Source organism: Enterobacteriaceae endosymbiont of Donacia semicuprea, from assembly GCF_012570535.1.
In the GTDB taxonomy this organism is placed as follows: Bacteria; Pseudomonadota; Gammaproteobacteria; order Enterobacterales; family Enterobacteriaceae.
Map to the genome: position 1 here is coordinate 43,291 of NZ_CP046210.1, position 19,798 is coordinate 63,088.

General features: G+C 19.4%; 20 protein-coding genes. 12 read left to right on the forward strand and 8 right to left on the reverse strand.

Annotated elements, in window-relative coordinates:
• Positions 1-21: 21 nt before the first annotated feature.
• Genes nusB through ribD form a run of 3 tightly spaced genes read right to left on the reverse strand, consistent with a single transcriptional unit; the run spans position 22 to position 2,081 of the window.
• The gene (nusB, locus tag GJT91_RS00240; protein WP_168868266.1) at positions 22-441 is read right to left on the reverse strand and encodes a transcription antitermination factor NusB; all 420 of its coding nucleotides are present in this window, start codon (positions 439-441) and stop codon (positions 22-24) included.
• Complete coding sequence (ribH, locus tag GJT91_RS00245; protein ID WP_168868267.1) at positions 438-935, reverse strand: 6,7-dimethyl-8-ribityllumazine synthase; 498 nt, start codon at positions 933-935, stop codon at positions 438-440. Before ribH ends, nusB begins: the two co-directional genes overlap by 4 nt.
• 33 nt (positions 936-968) lie before the next feature.
• A complete protein-coding gene (gene ribD / locus GJT91_RS00250; protein ID WP_168868268.1) occupies positions 969-2,081 on the reverse strand; it encodes a bifunctional diaminohydroxyphosphoribosylaminopyrimidine deaminase/5-amino-6-(5-phosphoribosylamino)uracil reductase RibD in 1,113 nt (370 codons plus the stop codon).
• A gap of 237 nt (positions 2,082-2,318) precedes the next feature.
• Here ribD and leuA point away from each other — a divergent pair, with 237 nt between their 5' ends.
• The 6 genes from leuA to dapA all read left to right on the forward strand — a co-directional run bounded on the left by leuA (position 2,319) and on the right by dapA (position 8,675).
• On the forward strand, positions 2,319-3,851 hold the full coding sequence (gene leuA, locus GJT91_RS00255) for a 2-isopropylmalate synthase (RefSeq protein ID WP_168868269.1): 1,533 nt from the start codon (positions 2,319-2,321) through the stop codon (positions 3,849-3,851).
• A gap of 29 nt (positions 3,852-3,880) precedes the next feature.
• Positions 3,881-4,972 (forward strand): 3-isopropylmalate dehydrogenase, encoded by a 1,092-nt coding sequence (leuB, locus tag GJT91_RS00260; protein WP_168868270.1) that lies wholly within the window; start codon positions 3,881-3,883, stop codon positions 4,970-4,972.
• An 8-nt stretch (positions 4,973-4,980) separates the two neighbouring features.
• On the forward strand, positions 4,981-6,384 hold the full coding sequence (gene leuC / locus GJT91_RS00265) for a 3-isopropylmalate dehydratase large subunit (RefSeq protein ID WP_168868271.1): 1,404 nt from the start codon (positions 4,981-4,983) through the stop codon (positions 6,382-6,384).
• Between the two features lie 11 nt (positions 6,385-6,395).
• Positions 6,396-6,995: a 3-isopropylmalate dehydratase small subunit gene (gene leuD / locus GJT91_RS00270; RefSeq protein WP_168868272.1), complete on the forward strand. Its 600-nt coding sequence runs from the start codon at positions 6,396-6,398 to the stop codon at positions 6,993-6,995.
• 20 nt (positions 6,996-7,015) lie between these two features.
• Entirely contained in the window at positions 7,016-7,684 is a 669-nt protein-coding gene (locus tag GJT91_RS00275) for an adenylate kinase family protein (protein ID WP_168868273.1), read from the forward strand.
• Between the two features lie 112 nt (positions 7,685-7,796).
• Complete coding sequence (gene dapA, locus GJT91_RS00280) at positions 7,797-8,675, forward strand: 4-hydroxy-tetrahydrodipicolinate synthase (protein WP_168868274.1); 879 nt, start codon at positions 7,797-7,799, stop codon at positions 8,673-8,675.
• On the opposite strand, the gene glyS is transcribed toward dapA, so the two are convergent.
• Positions 8,667-10,736, reverse strand: coding sequence for a glycine--tRNA ligase subunit beta (gene glyS / locus GJT91_RS00285; RefSeq protein ID WP_168868275.1), 2,070 nt, complete (start codon positions 10,734-10,736; stop codon positions 8,667-8,669). The two genes, dapA and glyS, sit on opposite strands and share 9 nt — an antisense overlap.
• Positions 10,737-10,764: 28 nt before the next feature.
• Positions 10,765-11,643: a glycine--tRNA ligase subunit alpha gene (glyQ, locus tag GJT91_RS00290; RefSeq protein ID WP_168868276.1), complete on the reverse strand. Its 879-nt coding sequence runs from the start codon at positions 11,641-11,643 to the stop codon at positions 10,765-10,767.
• A gap of 195 nt (positions 11,644-11,838) precedes the next feature.
• On the opposite strand from glyQ, the gene GJT91_RS00295 reads away from it, so the two are divergent.
• Genes GJT91_RS00295 through rplY form a run of 3 tightly spaced genes read left to right on the forward strand, consistent with a single transcriptional unit; the run spans position 11,839 to position 14,107 of the window.
• Positions 11,839-12,777: a cation diffusion facilitator family transporter gene (locus GJT91_RS00295; RefSeq protein WP_168868277.1), complete on the forward strand. Its 939-nt coding sequence runs from the start codon at positions 11,839-11,841 to the stop codon at positions 12,775-12,777.
• Between the two features lie 40 nt (positions 12,778-12,817).
• Positions 12,818-13,780, forward strand: coding sequence for a 6-phosphofructokinase (pfkA, locus tag GJT91_RS00300; RefSeq protein ID WP_168868278.1), 963 nt, complete (start codon positions 12,818-12,820; stop codon positions 13,778-13,780).
• Positions 13,781-13,816: 36 nt separating this feature from the next.
• A complete protein-coding gene (gene rplY / locus GJT91_RS00305; protein WP_168868279.1) occupies positions 13,817-14,107 on the forward strand; it encodes a 50S ribosomal protein L25 in 291 nt (96 codons plus the stop codon).
• A 45-nt stretch (positions 14,108-14,152) separates the two neighbouring features.
• On the opposite strand, the gene dapB is transcribed toward rplY, so the two are convergent.
• From dapB to ileS, 3 genes are read right to left on the reverse strand one after another with little or no spacing between them, the layout of a single operon-like run.
• Positions 14,153-14,929, reverse strand: a complete 777-nt coding sequence (gene dapB, locus GJT91_RS00310) for a 4-hydroxy-tetrahydrodipicolinate reductase (RefSeq protein WP_168868280.1) — start codon at positions 14,927-14,929, stop codon at positions 14,153-14,155.
• 30 nt (positions 14,930-14,959) lie between these two features.
• Complete coding sequence (gene lspA, locus GJT91_RS00315) at positions 14,960-15,436, reverse strand: signal peptidase II (protein WP_168868281.1); 477 nt, start codon at positions 15,434-15,436, stop codon at positions 14,960-14,962.
• Positions 15,411-18,206, reverse strand: a complete 2,796-nt coding sequence (ileS, locus tag GJT91_RS00320) for an isoleucine--tRNA ligase (protein WP_168868282.1) — start codon at positions 18,204-18,206, stop codon at positions 15,411-15,413. Before ileS ends, lspA begins: the two co-directional genes overlap by 26 nt.
• Positions 18,207-18,414: 208 nt before the next feature.
• On the opposite strand from ileS, the gene rpsT reads away from it, so the two are divergent.
• Genes rpsT through gpmA form a run of 3 tightly spaced genes read left to right on the forward strand, consistent with a single transcriptional unit; the run spans position 18,415 to position 19,781 of the window.
• A complete protein-coding gene (gene rpsT, locus GJT91_RS00325; RefSeq protein WP_168868283.1) occupies positions 18,415-18,678 on the forward strand; it encodes a 30S ribosomal protein S20 in 264 nt (87 codons plus the stop codon).
• A 26-nt stretch (positions 18,679-18,704) separates the two neighbouring features.
• Positions 18,705-19,043: an iron-sulfur cluster insertion protein ErpA gene (gene erpA, locus GJT91_RS00330; protein ID WP_168868284.1), complete on the forward strand. Its 339-nt coding sequence runs from the start codon at positions 18,705-18,707 to the stop codon at positions 19,041-19,043.
• A 36-nt stretch (positions 19,044-19,079) separates the two neighbouring features.
• Positions 19,080-19,781 carry a 2,3-diphosphoglycerate-dependent phosphoglycerate mutase gene (gene gpmA / locus GJT91_RS00335; RefSeq protein WP_168868285.1) on the forward strand — a complete coding sequence of 234 codons (702 nt, stop codon included), beginning with the start codon at positions 19,080-19,082 and terminating at the stop codon, positions 19,779-19,781.
• Positions 19,782-19,798: the final 17 nt, after the last annotated feature.

Below are 19,798 nucleotides of genomic sequence, written 5' to 3' on the forward strand. Positions count from 1 at the left end.
AATTATAATATAGAAAATATTTTAATTTCTTAGTTTATTTGCTATTTTATCTAATACTCCATTAATAAATTTATAACTATTATCAACTCCGCCAAAACTTTTTGCTAAATAGATACTTTCATTTATAACAACTTTATATGGAACATCTAAACGATTTATTAATTCATATGATGAAATACGTAAAATTGCTTTTTCAATTTGTCCTAATTCAAATAACTTACGAGATAAAAATGGTTTCATTACATTATCCAAGTGAATACTATTAATTATTACACCATTTATTAAATCATTAAAATAATCAATATCAATACTTTTAATATCTTCTATAGATTCATTTAAGAAATAATATTGTATGTCATTAAAATTATTTTTAGATAATTGCCAAGAATATATTGCTTGTAAAGCATATTTTCGTGCTCGATATCTATCTGTAAATTTCACTTAACTTCCTTCGTATCTTTTTTTTTAATTAATTGTATTGATTTAAATATATTAATCATTTCTAATAAAGTTAAAGCAGCTTCAGCACCTCTATTAACTTTTATACCAGACCTTTCTATTGCTTGTTCAATATTATTTGTTGTTAAAATACCAAAAGAAACTGGAATATTATTTTTAATTGATAGATTAGATATTTGAGAACAAACTTCTTGTGATAAATATTTAAAATGAGATGTTTTTCCTTTAATAATAGTTCCAATAGCTATTATACCATCATAAAAATTTTTTTGTATTAATAATTTAATTACTGATGCTATTTCATAACTTCCAGGAACCCAACATATTGTTATATTTTTTTTTTGTACCATTCCTGTTCTTTGTAAAGTATCTATAGTCGCACATAACAAATTTTTATTTATAAATATATTAAATCTTGATATAACAATTGCTATAATTGCATTTGGAGCTATAATATTTTCATCTATTATTTTCATAATAATCCTTTATATTTTTTTATATCTAAAAAATTATTTTATAGGTTTTAATATTAATTTTAAATCAGGTCCTATTTTTTTTATTTTTGTAAAATAAAAATTAGGTACATCAATAATATTTACAAATTTTTTTATATTACATAAATTTAATGCAATATTTCCAAATAATTTAGGAGTTAAATATATAATTAATTCATCTATTAAATTATAAGTAATTAAAAATCCAGATAAAATACTACCAGCTTCTATAAGAAGATTATTAATACCTTTTTTACCTAATATTTTAAATAAATATTTTAAATCAAAATAACCATTAATTTCGGGAATAATAATTTGTTCTACATAACTAGGCCAATTTTCTAAAGTATACTTAGATTTTATTAAAAATATTTTTCCTGGATTAATTATAATATTATCACTAGGTTTTATTTTATTTAATCTATCTAAAATAATTCTAATTGGTTGTCTTAAAAATTTTTTAGGATATATTTTTTTAATATGATAATTTAATTTATTCCAATTAACTAATAAGGTAGAATTATCTTGTAGTACAGTTTTACTAGTACTTAAAATAGCTGAATTTTGTGCTCTTAATTTTTGTACATCTTTTCTAGCAATTTTTGATGATATCCATTTACTATTTCCATTTAATAATGCAATTTTACCATCTAAAGAAGATGCTAGTTTTAATTGTATCCACGGAATACCTGTATTAATTCTTTTAAAAAAACCTTTATTTATAGATTTTGCTTCTTTAAATAAAATATTATTTGTAATTTTAATTCCCTTAAGTTTTAATAATTCTAAACTTTTACCATTAATTTTAGGATTAGGATCCTTTGTTGCTATTACTATACGTTTTATTTTAGCATTAATTAATGCATTACAACAAGAAGGTGTTAAATTAAAATAATTACAAGGTTCTAATGTTAAATAAACTGTTGAACCTTTTGCATTTTCTCCAGCAATTTTTAATGCATTGATTTCTGCATGGGATTCTCCTGTTTTAAAATGACATCCTTGACCTATAATTTTTCGATTTTTAACAATGACGCAACCTACATTAGGATTAGGAGTAGTAGTAAAAATACCTAATTTTGCTAATTTAATAGCATGTAACATATAAAATTTATCTATTAAATACATATTTACCTTAGAACTTAAATTAAAATAATAATTTTAGTAAAAAAATATTTTAATAATTATAAATTTTAATTTTAATTTTAATTAATTCATATTATAAATATTATTAATATAAAATTAAATAAAAATTTACAAAAATTAATTAATTATTTATTTATTAATATTCTTATAAAGATAATTTTTAAATTATAAAAATTTAAATAAATATATTTTATAAAATTTTTAAGAGATGATATTTATATGAAAAAAAAAATAATTTTTTTTGATACTACATTACGTGATGGAGAACAATCGTTAAAGTTTAATTTAAATACCAAAGAAAAAATAAAAATAGCATTAGCATTAGAAAATATGGGTATTGATATTATTGAAGTAGGATTTCCTATTTCTTCTCCAAAAGATTATAAAACATCTAAAAAAATATCACAGATTATAAAAAATAGTAAGTTATGTGGTTTAGCTAGATGTAAAGAAAAAGATATAGATATGGTATATAAATCTTTAAAAAAAGCTAAAAATTTTAGAATTCATATTTTTTTAGCAACTTCTCCTATACATATTATTTCAAAATTAAAAACAAATTTAAATGAAATTATAGAAAAAATAATATTTATGATAAAATACGCTCGTAAATATACTGATGATATTGAATTTTCTTGTGAAGATGCAAGTAGAACTCCTATTGATAATTTATGTCTAATTGTAAAAAAAGCAATTACAGCAGGAGCTACAACTATTAATATTCCAGATACAGTAGGTTACATCTTTCCTCAAGAATATTATAATATTATTTCCACATTAAAAAATAAAGTAGACAATATTGATAAATGTATTCTTTCAGTACATACGCATAATGATTTAGGAATGGCTGTAGGAAATGCGATTACAGCTATAAATGCAGGTGCTAAACAAATAGAAGGAACAATAAATGGTATAGGAGAAAGAGCAGGAAATTGTGCTTTAGAAGAAGTTATTATGGCATTATATACAAGAAAAAAAAATATGAAATATTATAATAATATTGATTATAATAAAATATATAAAACAAGTAAAATAGTTAGTAAAATTTGTGATATTCCTTTATCTATAAATAAGGCTATTGTGGGAAAAAATGCTTTTTCTCATTCTTCAGGAATACATCAAGATGGTATGATAAAAAATAAAAAAACTTATGAAATTTTAGATCCTAAAATCATTGGTTTAAATAAAACAGAATTTAATCTTACATCTAAATCTGGTAGAGCCGCTGTAAAATATCATATGAAATTAATGGGATATAAAAAATATGAATATGATATTGAGAAATTATATAATAATTTTATTAAATTAGCCGATAAAAAAGGACAAATATTTAATTATGATTTAGAATCATTAGCTTTTAATACTAAAGTAGATAATTATATTGAATTTTATTCATTAAAATATTTTAATATACAATCAAGTTCTGATATATCTATTGCAACTATAAAATTAAAATGTGGTAAATTAATTAAATTAGAAGCAGCAACTGGATTAGGACCTGTTGATGCAATATATAAAGTTATAATAAGAATTATTAATTATAATATAAAGTTAATCAAATATAAATTAACAACTAAAAATAATACCGAAAAATCAACAGGACAAGTTGATATTAAATTAAAATATAAAACAAGAATTTTTAATGGAATTGGTTTATCGAGAAATATAATGAAAGCTTCTATTATTGCAATAATTAATGCTATTAATAATATTTGGAGATTTAAACAAATAAAAAAAAATCTTAAAAAATAAATAAATTTTAAAATTATTAAGGAATTAATATGTCAAATATATTTACAATAGCTGTTTTACCAGGAGATGGTATTGGTCCAGAAGTAATGAAACAAGCAATTAAAATATTAGAAAAAATTGAAAAATATTTAAATAAAAAAATTATAATTAATGAATATGTAGTAGGTGGAAAGGCAATTAATATGTATGGAAATCCTTTACCTAAAACAACATTATACGGTTGTGAAAAATCTAATGCTATATTATTTGGATCTGTTGGAGGTCCAGAATGGGATCATTTACCTTTAAATAAAAGGCCAGAAAAAGGTGCATTATTAAAATTAAGAAAACATTTTAATTTATTTGCTAATTTACGTCCTGCATTTTTTTATAAAAATTTGAGTACTTTAAGTCCTATAAAACAAGAAATTTTAAATAAAGGATTTGATATTATTTGTATTAGGGAATTAACTGGTGGTATATATTTTGGTTTACCTAATGGTCGAAAAGGAAAAGGTATAGATGAATATGCATTTGATACAGAAATTTATTCTAAATTTGAAATAGAAAGAATTGCAAATATTGCTTTTAATATAGCTTTAAGAAGAAAAAAGAAAATTTGTTCTGTTGATAAAGCAAATGTTTTAAATACATCCATATTATGGAGAGAAGTATTAATAAATATATCTAAACAATATTCATCTGTAAAATTAGAACATATGTATATTGATAATATAGTTATGCAATTAATGAAAAAACCATCCCAATTTGATGTAATATTATGTCCAAACTTATTCGGTGATATAATTTCTGATCAGTGTGCTATGATTACAGGTTCAATAGGTAATTTACCTTCAGCAAGTTTTAATCAGAATTTTTTTGGATTATATGAACCTGCAGGTGGTTCTGCTCCTGATATTGCAGGAAAAAATATAGCTAATCCTATTGCTCAAATTTTATCGTTAGCAATGTTACTAGAATATTCTTTAAAAAATAAAAATTTATCTACAAAAATTAAAAATGCCGTTAAAAAAATATTAGATTTAGGTTATAGAACTAAAGATTTATCTACTAATAATATAAATGAAAAAATTATTACAACAGATGACATGGGAACATTAATTATGGAATCTATCATATAGGATAAAATATGGGTCAAACATTATATGAAAAAATTTATAATAGACATATTATTTATAATATAAAAAATAATATAAATTTATTATATATTGATAGGCATTTTATTCATGAAGTTACTTCTCCACAGGCTTTTCAAAGTTTAAAAAATAAAAACAGAAAAGTCTATAAACCAAATAAAACATTTGCAACTATGGATCATAATGTATCAACTAAAGTTAAAGATATTAAAGCATCAGGATATATAGCACAAAAACAAATGGAAATACTTATTAAAAATTGTAATGATTTTAATATAAGATTATATGATATTTATCATCCTTTACAAGGAATAGTACATGTTATAGGCCCAGAACAAGGAATTACACTACCTGGTATGGTTATTGTATGTGGTGATTCACATACTTCTACTCATGGAGCTTTTGGTTCATTAGCTTTTGGTATTGGAACTACAGAAGTAGAACATGTTTTAGCAACTCAAACTTTAAAACAAAATCTTGCTAAAAATATGTTAATAAATATTAATGGAGATATACCTAAAAATATTACTGCTAAAGATATAATTTTATCAATAATTAAAAAAATAGGTATTAGTGGAGGTAATGGATATGTTATTGAATTTTCTGGAAATGTAATAAAAAAACTTAGTATGGAATCAAGAATGACAATTTGTAATATGTCTATTGAAATGGGAGCAAAATCTGGATTAATTGCACCTGATGATATTACTTTTAAATATTTAAAAAACAAAAAATTTTCTCCTAAAAATAATTTATGGATACAAGCAATGAAATATTGGGAGACTTTATATAGTGATTCGAATTCAAAATTTGATAAAATAGTAAATATTAATATTTCAAATTTATCTCCTCAAATTACTTGGGGTACTAATCCAGAACAATTAATTAGTATAAATGAATATATACCTTTAATAAATTCTTATAAAAATAAAAATAAAAAAAAATTAGCAATTAAAGCTTTAAATTATATGAATTTATGTGAAGGTACAAAATTAATTAATTTAAAAATTAATAAAGTTTTTATTGGTTCTTGTACAAATTCTAGAATTGAAGACTTAAGATTAGTTGCTAAAATAATTTCTGGTAAAAAAGTATCTTCTAATGTTCAAGCTATAATAGTTCCTGGTTCTAATTCAGTAAAAAAACAAGCTGAAAAAGAAGGATTAGATAAAATTTTTCAAAATTCTGGTTTTGAATGGAGATATTCTGGATGTTCAATGTGTTTAGCAATGAATAATGATAAGTTAAAACCGGGTGAAAGATGTGCTTCTACTAGTAATCGTAATTTTGAAGGACGACAAGGACGAAATAGTAGAACACATTTAGTAAGTCCTATTATGGCTGCAATAGCAGCTATATATGGTTGTTTTATAGATATAAATAAAATTATAAAATAATAAAAAAAATTATGAAAAAAAAATTAGAATATAATGGTATTATAGCTCCCTTAAATATTTCAAATATTGATACAGATGTTATTATACCTAAACAATTTTTACAAAAAAATGATAAAAAAGGATTTGGAGTATATCTTTTTAATGATTGGAGATATTTAGATAATAATCATAAAATACTTAATCCTAATTTTATTTTAAATAAAAAAGAATTTAAAAATGCAAAAATTTTATTAACTAAAGAAAATTTTGGTTGTGGATCTTCAAGAGAACATGCACCATGGGCTTTATTAGATTTTGGTTTTCATACTATTATAGCATCTAGTTATGCAGATATATTTTATAATAATGCAATGAATAATAAATTATTATTAATAACTTTAGAAAAGATAATAATTAATAAATTATTTTCTATTTTAAAAAAATATCCTGGAATTATTTGTAATATTAATTTAATTTCTAAAAAAATTATGATAAATAATAAATTTTTTAGTTTTAATCTTAATAAAGAAATAATTAATTTTATTACAAATGATTTGGATCAAATAGATTTAACAATGAAACATTCTAAAAAAATTCGTATGTTTGAAAAAACATACTTTCATTTTTTTTAAAAATATAAGAAATTTATAAAATGCGCATAATTTTATTAGGTCCTCCTGGAGTAGGTAAAGGAACTTATGCTAGATTTATATCTGAAAAATATAATTTACCTAATATTTCTATAGGAAATATATTAAGAAATTTTATTTTAAATAATAAAAATTCTTTTTTAACTCATAAAATAAAAAAATATATTGATCAAGGAATAATGGTTACTGACTCAATTATAATTAAAATAATTAAAAAAAGATTAATTAATATAGATTGTAAACAAGGATTTTTATTAGATGGATTTCCTAGAAATATTTTACAAGCAAATATTTTAAAACAAGAAAATATAAAAATTAATATTGTTATTGAATTTTATATACCAAAAAATCAAATTGTAAAAAGAATTATAGGTAGAAAAATACATGAATCTTCAGGAAGAACATATCATGAAATTTTAAATCCTCCAAAAATAAAAAATAAAGATGATATAACAGGAGAAAAATTAATAACTAGAATAGATGATAATATTATTACGATTAATAATCGTTTAAAAGAATATTTTATACAAACTGAACCATTAATTAATTACTATAAAAAAAAATTATTAAAAAATAATTTTTTTTATAAAAAAATTAATAATATGTCATCTATTTTAAGTGTACAAAAAAAAATAAATAATTTTCTCAATTTAATTAAAAAAAATAAATAAAAAATTATATTTAAAAAATTTATAATTAAATAATTAAAAATATAATAATTTGTTTATTTATTTTAAATTTGTTATTATAAACAAATGAAAAATATTAAAAATGGATTATCTAATGTTCACCGGAAGTATTGTAGCACTTATAACTCCAATGGATATTAAAGGTAATATTTGTAAAATAAGTTTAAAAAAACTTGTTAAGTATCATATTAATAGTGGTACGAAAGCAATTGTTGTTGTAGGAACGACAGGTGAATCAGCTACTTTAACATATAATGAGCGAATTAAAGTAATAATGTATGCGTTAGATTATTCAGAAAATAAAATACCAATTATTGCTGGCACTGGATTTAATGCTACATCTAAAAGTATAGCAATGATATCTATTCTTGAAAATTCAGGTATTATAGGATGTTTAAATATTACACCATATTATAACCGTCCAACACAAGAAGGTTTATATCAACATTTTAAAAAAATTGCAAATAATACTAAATTACCACAATTATTATATAATGTTCCTGCAAGAACTGGATGTGATTTACTACCAGAAACAATTTATAAATTATCAAAAATTAAAAACATAGTAGGTATTAAAGAAGCTACTGGAGATTTATCTAGAATAAATAAAATTAAAAATTTAATTAATAAAAAATTTTTTTTAATTAGTGGAGATGATAAAACTTCTTTTGAATTTATGAAATTAGGTGGAGATGGTGTTATATCAGTTACTGCTAATATTGTAGCAAAAACAATGAAAAAATTTTGTGATTACATAAAAGAAAAAAAATTTGATAAAGCAAAAAAAATTAATCAAAATTTAATTAAATTACATAATCAATTATTTATTGAATCTAATCCTATACCCATAAAATGGGCTGCAAAAAAAATAGGATTAATAAATAGTGATAAAATAAGATTACCATTAACTACACTTACAAAACTTAATAAAAAAATTATCAAAATAACATTAAAAGAATTAAATTTAATATAAATTTTCAAGATTAATTATAGTTAATAAATATTTTTTTATCTTGTATAAGATTGCAATTCTATTATTTTTAATAATTTTATTTTTATGATTAATTATTACATTTTTAAAAAATTTATCTATAGGATAATATAATTCTGATAATATTAATAATATATTATAATATTCGTGATTTTTAATTTTTAATTTTAAAATTTTAGATAATTTTATAATATGATTAACTAAAATAATTTCTTCTTTTTTTTTTAGTAAAGATAAATTAATTTGATAATTATCATTAACATATTTTTCATTTTTTAATAAAATTTTATTTATTCTTTTATTAATTAAAATTAATAAAATACTTTGCTTTTTTTCAATTTTAAAAAATTTATCTAAAGCTTTTATTTTATAATCTAAAATTATTAATTTGTTGATTTTACTATTAAAAACAGAATAAATAATTTTTTTATTATAACCTAATGATATATACCAACTTTTACATCTATTTTTTATAAAATTCATTATTTTTTCTGATATTTGTTTTTTATTATTAAAATTTTTTTTATATAAAAATAAACTTAAATAAATTAATTTAGTTAAATTAATTTTTAATTTATTTTCTATGATAATACGTATAATAACTAATGTTGCTACTTTTAAAGCAAAAGGATCTTTATTACCTGTTGGTAATAATGATATATTAGAAATTCCAACTAAAGTATCTATTTTATCTGAAATATATAAAATACAAGAAATGATATTTTTAGGTATTAAATAATTTTTATTATGTTGATATTGTTCTTTAATTGCTTTTACTACATTTTTATTTTCTTGATTATATTTTGCATAATATATTGCCATAATACCCTGTAATTCAGGAAATTCATAAACTATTTGTGTTACTAAATCACATTTAGTTAATTTACTAGCTCTAATACAATATTCTACATTAACATTAAGTATTTTTGCTAAAAATTTAGATATTTGTTCTATACGAATAGTTTTATCAAATAAATTACCTAAATTTTTTTGAAAAATAACATTTTTTAATTTATCTAAATATACTTCTAATTTTATTTTTAAATCATTTTTAAAAAAAAATTGAACATCTTGAAATTTTGATTTAAGAATTTGTTCATGATTATTTATAATAATTTTATTATTATTTGTTTCAATATTTATTAAAATAATAAAATAAGATAATAAATGATTATTTTTATTATATAAAGGAATATATTTTTGACATTTTTCCATAACATATATTAATATTTTAGAAGGTAAAAATAAAAATTTTTTATTAAATTTTCCTAATAATAAAACAGGCCATTCAACCATAGAAGTTAATTCTTCTAAAAAATTATTAGTTATTTTTGTATAACTATTTAAATTTGTTGATATTTTTTTAATTTTATTAGAAATTATATTTCTACGTTTGGTGAAATCAACTATTACTTTTCCCTTTTCAAGTAATAATTTTTCATAATCTATTGCATTTTTTAAAATTATTTTTTTTTTACACATAAATCTATGTCCTAAAATAATATTATTAGACTTAACATTTAATATATTTTTTCTAATATTTTTTTTTCCTAACATAAATACTAAATTTCTAATAGGTCTAATAAATTTAAAAATATTTTTATCCCAATACATGAAATTAGGAATAGAAGAAATATTCTTTAAAGAATTTATCACCATATTTGTTAATAAATTTTTAATATGTAATCCTTTTATTATTTTTTTATAAAATATATAATTTTTTTTATAAAAAATATTTTTTATATTATTAATTTTTTGTTTTTTTATCCAAAATTTTACTTTATCAATTAAAAAAATATTTTTTTCATTAGAAACATAAGGACCTTTAATAATTTTAATAAAATTTTCTTGTATAATATTTAAATGACATACTTGTATAGCAATTCTTCTAGATGTAGCAAAACATTTTATTATTTCATATTTAAAATTATTTTTTTTTAGTTCATTTTTAAAATTTTTTTTAATTATTTGAGATAATTTTAATAAATAAATAAAAGGTATTTCTTCTATTCCAATTTCTAATAATAATGTATCTTTAAACATAAAATTATATTACCTAATTAATAATTTTTTATTTTATATAATTATAATATTTTATTACAATTAATTTTGTCATATTACGTAATTTTAAAATATATCTTTGTCTTTCAGTATGTGATAAAAAATGTCTTGATTCTAATAAATTAAAACAATGGGATGCTTTTAAAAGTTTATCATATGCAGGTAGTATTAATGGTGATTTCAATTCTAATAAATAATTTATTTCTTTTTCATAATGTTTAAAAGAATAAATAAGAAAATTTATATCTGCATATTCAAAATTATAAATAGATTGTTCTATCTCATTTTGATTAAAAATATCACCATAAGTAGTATAAAAATTTTTATTTTTACTCCATACTAAATCAAATATATTTTTTACATTTTGTAAATGCATACCTAATCTTTCTAAACCATAAGTAATTTCTCCAGTTATAGGATTACATATAATTCCTCCCATTTGTTGAAAATATGTAAATTGAGTTATTTCCATACCATTTAACCATATTTCCCATCCAATTCCATAAGCACCTAAAGTAGGATTTTCCCAGTTATCATCTATAAAACGAATATCATTATTTTGTAAATTTAATTTTAATTTTTCTAAAGATCTTAAATATAAATTTTGAATATTATTAGGAGGCGGTTTCATTATTACTTGAAATTGATAATATTGTTGTAATCTATTAGAACTTTTTCCATATCTTCCATCTGATGGACGTCTTGATAATTGTATATAAGCAATTTTTGCAGGTTTTTTCCCTATTGCATATAGACATGTCATAGGATGTGATGTTGCTGCTCCAACTTCTGTATCAATAGGTTGTATTATATTACAACCTTGTTGTGACCAATAATTTTGTAAAATAAAAATCATTCCTTGAAATGTTTTTTCATTTAATTTTTTCATTTTTTTAAATCAATTTAAAATTATAAAAATAATTTAATTATTATATATATAATTTTTTATAAAAAAATATAAATTAAAATTTAACATATTTTTTATAGAAAAAAAATTAATGTTAAAGTAATCTATTATTCTTAAAGAATAAAAAATGTTTATTTATAATAAGTTATAAAATTTTAATAGGAATTAAATATAAATATGAATAATATTTCTCAAAAAATATCTTTTAAAAAAAGTGAAAATGAATATAATAAATTAATAACAAAAGCAACAAATTTAGCAATATTATTATCTTTAACATTATTAATTTTAAAATTATTAGCTTGGTGGCAAACAAAATCAATAAGTATGTTAGCTGCTTGTATAGACTCTTTAGTAGATATTACATCTTCAACAATTAATTTATTAATTATATACTATTCTTTACAACCAGCAGATTTAGAACATACATTTGGACATGGTAAAGCTGAATCATTATCTGCATTAGCACAAAGTATATTTATTTGCATAACAGCTATTTTTTTATTTTTAAATAGTTTAAAATATATATCTCATCCTACACAATTATATTATCCAATTATAGGTATATTAGTTATAATTATTTCATTTTTTTTAACTTTAATTTTAGTTATTTTTCAAAAAAAAGTAATTAAAAGAACAAATAGTCAAGCTACGCATGCTGATATGATTCATTATGAATCAGATATTTTAATTAACAGTGCTATTTTATTAGCATTAATTTTAAATTTTTTTAATGTAAAACAAGCAGATTCCTTAATAGCATTAATTATAAGTTTATTTATTTTTTTTAATTCATTTAAAGTAGGATATAAAGCTATACAATCTTTATTAGATAAATCTTTACCGGATAATGAAAAAAAAATAATTATAGATATAATAACTTCTTGGCCTAAAGTTATGGGAGCACATCAATTAAAAACAAGACAATCTGGTCCTACTCGTTTTATACAACTTCATTTAGTTTTAGAAGATAATCTACCTCTATTAGAATCACATTCAATTTCAAAAAAAATAGAGAATGCTTTAAATAAAAAATTTCCTTATTCAGATATAATTATTCATCAAGATCCATATTCTATTGTATCTAAAAAATATAAAGGTTTTTTTAAAAAATAATTAATATTTATATAATTATATATTATTGAGGTATCATAATATGATTCAGAAAATTGGAGTTCTTACAAGTGGAGGAGATTCTCCAGGAATGAATGCTGCTATCAGAGGTATTGTTAGAACAGCAATAGGAAATAATATTGAAGTTTATGGTATATGTAATGGTTATTTAGGTTTATATAATAATAGTATAATAAAATTAAATAGACATAGCGTTTCTGATATTATAAATAGAGGAGGAACTTTTTTAGGTTCAGCTCGTTTTCCAAAATTTAAAGATAAAAAAATACGTTCTATTGCTATAAATAATATGAAAAAAAATGGTATTAATGCATTAGTTGTAATAGGAGGTGATGGAACATATATGGGCGCAAAATTATTAACAGAAATGGGATTTCCATGTATAGGTATTCCAGGAACTATTGATAATGATGTAGTAGGAACTGATTATAGCATAGGTTATTTTACTGCATTAGAAACTATTGTACAGGCTATTGATCGATTAAGAGATACATCTACTTCACATCAAAGAATATCTATTGTAGAAATTATGGGAAGAAAATGTGGAGATTTAACTTTATCAGCAGCAATTGCTGGAGGTTGTGAATTTATTGTTTTACCAGAAATTGATTATAATCAAAATGATTTAGTAGAAGAAATAAAATTAGGTATAGCAAGAGGGAAAAAACATGCAATAGTATTGATTACAGAATTTATTTGTGATATTAATAAATTAGCTAAATATATTGAAACTAAAATTAAACGTGAAACTAGAACTACAGTTTTAGGACATATACAAAGGGGTGGTTCTCCAGTTGCGTTTGATCGTATTTTAGCATCTCGCATGGGTAATTATTCAGTTGAATTATTATTTAAAGGTTATGGAGGTAGATGTATAGGAGTACAAAATGATAAAATGGTTCATCATGATATTATTGATGCTATTTTAAATATGAAAAAAATTTTTAAAAAAGATTTATTAGAAACAGCTAAAAAATTATATTAATATAAAATTAATGAATTATAAAAAGAGATATAAGATATGCATAATATCCGATTTTGTAACAGAAAAAATATAGGAAAAAAATTTAATAGAAAATTACGAATTAATAATAAATTTCCTGCTATTATTTATAGTAAAAAAATAAAAGAAATACCTATTATTATTCATAATAATGAAATGATTAATATTAATTTAAAAAATTTTTTTGAAAAAAAATATAAATTAATAAATGAAAAAAATAAAATTTTTGAAGTAAAAATTATAGATATTCAATATCATCCTTATAAAATTACTAAAATATATCATATAGATTTTTTATTTATTCAATAAAAAATTATATATTTATATAAATATATTTTTTTATTTATAATAAAATTATATTCCCAAGACATCATGCATACTATATATACCTTTATTTTTATTACTTATCCAAATAGCTGCTTGTATAGCACCTTTGGCAAAAGAGATTCTATTTGATACTTTATGTGTTAATTCTATTTGTTCTCCTATAAAAGAAAATAAAATGTTATGTTCTCCATATAAATCAGCTGCTCTGATAGAATGAAAATTAATTTTTTTTACAATATTATTTTTTTTGAAAATTTTTAAAATAATATCACCAATAGATAAAGCAGTACCAGATGGAAAATCTATTTTATTTTTATGATGTTTTTCAATTATATCTATATCTAAATTTTTTTGTTTATTTTTACAAAAAATTTTAGTTATATTTTCTATTATTTTAAATAATATATTAATTCCTTGACTAAAATTAGAAGATAAAATAACAGCTATTTTTTTTGATATTTTTGTTATTATTATTTTTTGTTCTTTAGTAAAACCTGTTGTTCCAATAACAATTTTTTTATTATATTTTTTACATATATTAATATTTTCCATTGTTGAAAATGGATTCGTGAAATCTATTAAAACATCAAACTTATCAATAACATCTATTATGTTATAATTTATTTTTAATAAATGAGATTTATATAAAATTTTATCTAAATTATTTAATATTTTTTTTTTTTTTTCTAAAATACAATTTAATAAAATATTATTTTCATTTTCAGTATTTAATACTGTTAATATATTTTTTCCCATACGTCCATTAATACCGGCTATTGCTAAACGAATTTGATTATTTTTCATAATAAAAAACCTATTATATTATTTTATTATTTATAATATATAATAATTAATTATTAAAATAAATATACCAATAAATATTAAAATATCTGCAATATTAAAAATTGGTAAATGATAATGATAAATATGTAAATCTATAAAATCTATTACAAAACCATAATTAATTCTATTAATTAAATTACCTAATATTCCACTAATTATAAAATTATAGGATAATATATTATATTTATATTTTATAAAAAAAAAAATTATACTTAAAATAATAATATTTATTATTAGTAAAATATTATGAAAGTAATTTTTACTAAAAAAACCAAAAATTATTCCATAATTTTTTAAATAAGTAAAATTTAAATAAGAGTTAACATAATAACTATCGTATAATTTTATATATTTAACAATATAATTTTTACTAATAATATCTATACTAACTAATAAGATTATGTTAAATAGATTTAATAAATTATTTTTTTTAAAAAAATTATTAAATAAATAAACGTTTTTCACCATTTCCTAATGTATTTAATTTACAACGATCACAAATATCATTCATAGTATTTTTTGTATAATACCAACATCTTTTACATTTTAAATATCTAGATTTTATAATTTTAAATTTTTTTATTAATTTTTTACTAAAATTTTTTATATATTTAAAATAAATAATTTTAGAAACTAATAATAAAAAACGTAATTCTGTACCTAATAATATTAATTTTTCATATATATGATGATTTACATATACAGTTATGTTAGCTTCTAAAGAACTTTTTATAATTTTTTTATTTCTAGCATATTCAATAATTTTATTTATTTCATTCTTAAAAAGAAAAATATCATTCCAATATTCATGATTCATTATAGATTTTTTTGATAAGTAAAATAATTTAGAATACCATTCTTCTGTAAAAACATATTTATTTCGTAATCCAGGTATATAATTCCAAATTTCATGTGCTGTAAAAGATAATATTGGTGCTATCCATCTAACTAATGATTCAATAATCATATATAGAGCTGTTTGACAACTTAATCTTTCTATACTTTTTTTTTTAAATGTATATTGTCTATCTTTAATAAGATCTAAATATATAGATCCTAAATCTATAGAACAAAATTGCATAATTTCTTGAATAACATTTTGTATATTATAATTTTTATAAAAATAAATAATTTTTTTTTGAACCATTTTAGTTTTATGAATAATCCATTTATCTAAAATTAACATTTTTTTTTCTTTTATTATATCTTTTTCAGGCATAAAATCATATAAATTAGATAATAAAAATCTTGCAGTATTACGAATACGTCTATAAATTTCTGTAATTTTTTGTAATATATTTTTAGAAATATTTACTTCATTATAATAATCGGTAGATGCCACCCATAATCTTAAAATATCACTACCTAAAATATTAACTATATTTTGTGGTTTAATAATATTTCCTGAAGATTTAGACATTTTTTTCCCTTTATCATCAACAGTAAATCCATGACTAATAACTGTTTTATAAGGAGAAATTTTATCTATAGCTGTTGAAATAATTAAAGAAGAAATAAACCAGCCTCTATATTGATCTGTGCCTTCTAAATATATATCAACTTGTTTTTTATATAATTCATGTATTTTTTTAATAATTACATTATAAGTAGAACCAGAATCGAACCAAACATCTAAAATATCAGTAATTTTTTCGTAAAAAATTGCATCTTTACCTAAAAATTTTTTAATATCTAAATCCCACCATTCTTGTATTCCATTTTTTTCTATCATACATGCTATTTTTTCTATAAATTCTATAGAATTAATATGTATTTTTTTTGTTTTTTTATTAATAAATAAAGGAATTGGGATCCCCCAAATTCTTTGTCTAGATATGCACCAATCAGGTCTTTTTTCTAACATATTAAACATTCTATTAAAACCCCAATTAGGAATCCATTTTATTTTTTTTATTAATTTTTTAGCTAATTTTCTAATATTATTTCTATCCATACTAATAAACCATTGTGTTGTAGAAACATATATTATTGGTATCTTATGACGCCAACAATATGGATATTGATGTATATAATTTTCTGATAGAAATAATGCATTTTTTTTTTCTAAAATTATTTTAATTATTTTTTCTGAAGAAAAAATATTTTTTTTATCTAATTTAGGGTGTATATTTTTTCTGAAAAAACCTTTTTTATCAATAATATTTTTATCTAAACATTTTATATTTTCTTTATTACATATATTATAATCTTCTAATCCATGATTAGGAGCCATATGTACAATACCAGTCCCAGATTTTTTAGATACATTATTACTAATAATTAAAGATGAAATTTGATTATTAATAGGATTTTTAATTTTAATATAGTTTTTATTAAAATGTTTACCTTTAATTTCTCCTATAATTTCCCAATCTTTAATTTTAATTTTTAACATAATAATATTAACTAAATCTTTTGCTATTATAATAATATTTTCATTAATTTTTATAAATTGATAATAAATTTTAGGATTTAAAGCAATAGCTTTATTAGCTGGTATAGTCCATGGTGTGGTTGTCCATATTAAAAATGAAATATCAGAATATTTTTTTTTTATATTTATAATCTTATTTAAAAAGTCTGTATTTATAATTTTAAATTTGATATAAAATGTTAACGATTTTTTACTAATATAATCAACTTCAGCCTCTGCTAATGAAGAAAGACATTTTGTACACCAATATACAGGTTTTTTCCCCTTATATATATGTTTATTTTGTATTAATTGACCTAAAGTACGAACAATATTTGCTTCAGTTTTAAAATCCATAGTTAAATATGGATTATTCCAATCTGCAATTATTCCTAATCTAATAAAATCTTTTTTTTGTTGTTTAATTTGTTTTAAAGCATAATTTCTACATTCAATTCTAAATATTTTTTTAGAAATTTTTTTATTTTTAAAGATTTCTTCTACTTTTTGTTCGATTGGTAATCCATGACAATCCCATCCAGGTATAAATATGGTATAATATCCGTCCATGTTTTTAGATTTAATAATAATATCTTTTAATATTTTATTAAAAGCGTGTCCAATATGGATATTTCCATTAGCATATGGAGGACCATCATGTAAAATAAATTTTTTTTTATTTTTTTTACTTTTTAATATTAATTTATATAAATTATCTTTTGTCCATTGTTTTAATATAACTAATTCATTTACTATTAAATTAGCTTTCATTGGAAATTTTGTTTTTGGTAAATTTAAATTAAATTGATTTTTCATTCTAATCATCTTAGATATTTAAGTTTTTAAAAAATTATATTTTAGTATTTTTTATTTTAATAAAATAAATAATATAATTTTTATTTAATAAAAAATTAATAAATATAAAATTAATTTTATTTATATAGAGATATTATATATAATAATATTTTATGTAAATATTTAATTTTTATAAAATATTAATAATTAAATTTATAAAATTTGAAGGATTATTTATATGGCAAATACAAAATCATCTAAAAAAAGAATTTTAAAAGCAGAACAAAAAAGAAAATATAATTTAAATTATCGATCTATGTTACGTACATTTATTAAAAAAGTTAATAATGCTATATCTAGTAAAAATATAGAATTATCAAAAAAAATATTTAAAATAACACAATCTATTTTAGATAGACAAGTACACAAAGGATTAATTCATAAAAATAAAGCATCTCGTTATAAATCTAAATTATATAATAAAATTATAAATATTACTTAATATTATTATTAATTTTTACAATTAAAATGATAAAAAATAAATCAATTAATGAATCTATTATTTTAACAAAAACAGCAGCTAAAAAAATAAAAAAATTATGTTATAAAAATATTAATTTTAGAGTATTTATTATAGGAGGAGGATGTAGTGGTTTTAAATATGATTTTACATTAGATAAAAATATAAGAAAAAATGATGTTGTTATAAATATATTTGGAATAAATATTTTAATAGATAAAATAAGTATTCAATATTTATATGGAAGTATAATTGATTATATTGAAAATATCGAAGAATCTAAATTCATTATTAAAAATTCACATATGAAAAATACATGCAGTTGTGGTTCTTCATTTGACATTTAATATAAAAATATAAATTTTTTAAAAGGATCAAAATTTATGCCTAATATAAAATTAGTATTATTACGTCATGGACAAAGTAAATGGAATAAAAAAAATTTGTTTACTGGTTGGCGTGATATTGAATTATCAAAAGAAGGAAAAATTGAAGCAATACAAGCAGGAAAAATATTAAAAAATTTTAATTTTAAATTTGATTACGCTTATACTTCTGTTTTAAAAAGAGCAATACATACTTTATGGTTTGTTTTAAAAGAATTAGATCAATTATGGATTCCTGTAAAAAAAACATGGAGATTAAATGAAAGACATTATGGATCTTTACAAGGAATGAATAAAAAACAAATTTTAAAAAAATTCGGAAAAATACAAGTTCAAAAATGGCGTCGTAGTTTCACAACTAAACCACCATTATTATCAATAGAAGATCCTAAATGGGAAAGATTTGATTCTAAATATGCAAAATTGGATGATCATCAATTACCTTTATCAGAAAGTTTATCTAAAACTTTAGAAAGAGTAGTTTATATATGGAAAAATAATATTTTACATAAAATTATGAATGGTGAACGTATTATTATTGTTGCACATGGAAATTCATTAAGAGCTTTTATTAAATATATAGAAAATATTAGTGATAAAGATATTATTAATTTAAACTTACCTACTGGTAGGCCTATTATTTGTGAATTTAATAATAAATTAAAATTTCAAAAAAGATATTATATAAATGATATATAAATAAAAACAAATTATAT

Coding starts and splice junctions, on each gene's coding strand:
- erpA (WP_168868284.1), top strand. CDS start 18,705: ATGATAAAAAATAAATCAATTAATGAATCTATTATTTTAACAAAAACA.
- rpsT (WP_168868283.1), top strand. CDS start 18,415: ATGGCAAATACAAAATCATCTAAAAAAAGAATTTTAAAAGCAGAACAA.
- ileS (WP_168868282.1), bottom strand. CDS start 18,206: ATGATTAGAATGAAAAATCAATTTAATTTAAATTTACCAAAAACAAAA.
- ribD (WP_168868268.1), bottom strand. CDS start 2,081: ATGTATTTAATAGATAAATTTTATATGTTACATGCTATTAAATTAGCA.
- GJT91_RS00275 (WP_168868273.1), top strand. CDS start 7,016: ATGCGCATAATTTTATTAGGTCCTCCTGGAGTAGGTAAAGGAACTTAT.
- rplY (WP_168868279.1), top strand. CDS start 13,817: ATGCATAATATCCGATTTTGTAACAGAAAAAATATAGGAAAAAAATTT.
- GJT91_RS00295 (WP_168868277.1), top strand. CDS start 11,839: ATGAATAATATTTCTCAAAAAATATCTTTTAAAAAAAGTGAAAATGAA.
- lspA (WP_168868281.1), bottom strand. CDS start 15,436: ATGGTGAAAAACGTTTATTTATTTAATAATTTTTTTAAAAAAAATAAT.
- leuA (WP_168868269.1), top strand. CDS start 2,319: ATGAAAAAAAAAATAATTTTTTTTGATACTACATTACGTGATGGAGAA.
- leuD (WP_168868272.1), top strand. CDS start 6,396: ATGAAAAAAAAATTAGAATATAATGGTATTATAGCTCCCTTAAATATT.
- pfkA (WP_168868278.1), top strand. CDS start 12,818: ATGATTCAGAAAATTGGAGTTCTTACAAGTGGAGGAGATTCTCCAGGA.
- glyQ (WP_168868276.1), bottom strand. CDS start 11,643: ATGAAAAAATTAAATGAAAAAACATTTCAAGGAATGATTTTTATTTTA.
- gpmA (WP_168868285.1), top strand. CDS start 19,080: ATGCCTAATATAAAATTAGTATTATTACGTCATGGACAAAGTAAATGG.
- dapB (WP_168868280.1), bottom strand. CDS start 14,929: ATGAAAAATAATCAAATTCGTTTAGCAATAGCCGGTATTAATGGACGT.
- leuC (WP_168868271.1), top strand. CDS start 4,981: ATGGGTCAAACATTATATGAAAAAATTTATAATAGACATATTATTTAT.
- glyS (WP_168868275.1), bottom strand. CDS start 10,736: ATGTTTAAAGATACATTATTATTAGAAATTGGAATAGAAGAAATACCT.
- leuB (WP_168868270.1), top strand. CDS start 3,881: ATGTCAAATATATTTACAATAGCTGTTTTACCAGGAGATGGTATTGGT.
- dapA (WP_168868274.1), top strand. CDS start 7,797: ATGTTCACCGGAAGTATTGTAGCACTTATAACTCCAATGGATATTAAA.
- ribH (WP_168868267.1), bottom strand. CDS start 935: ATGAAAATAATAGATGAAAATATTATAGCTCCAAATGCAATTATAGCA.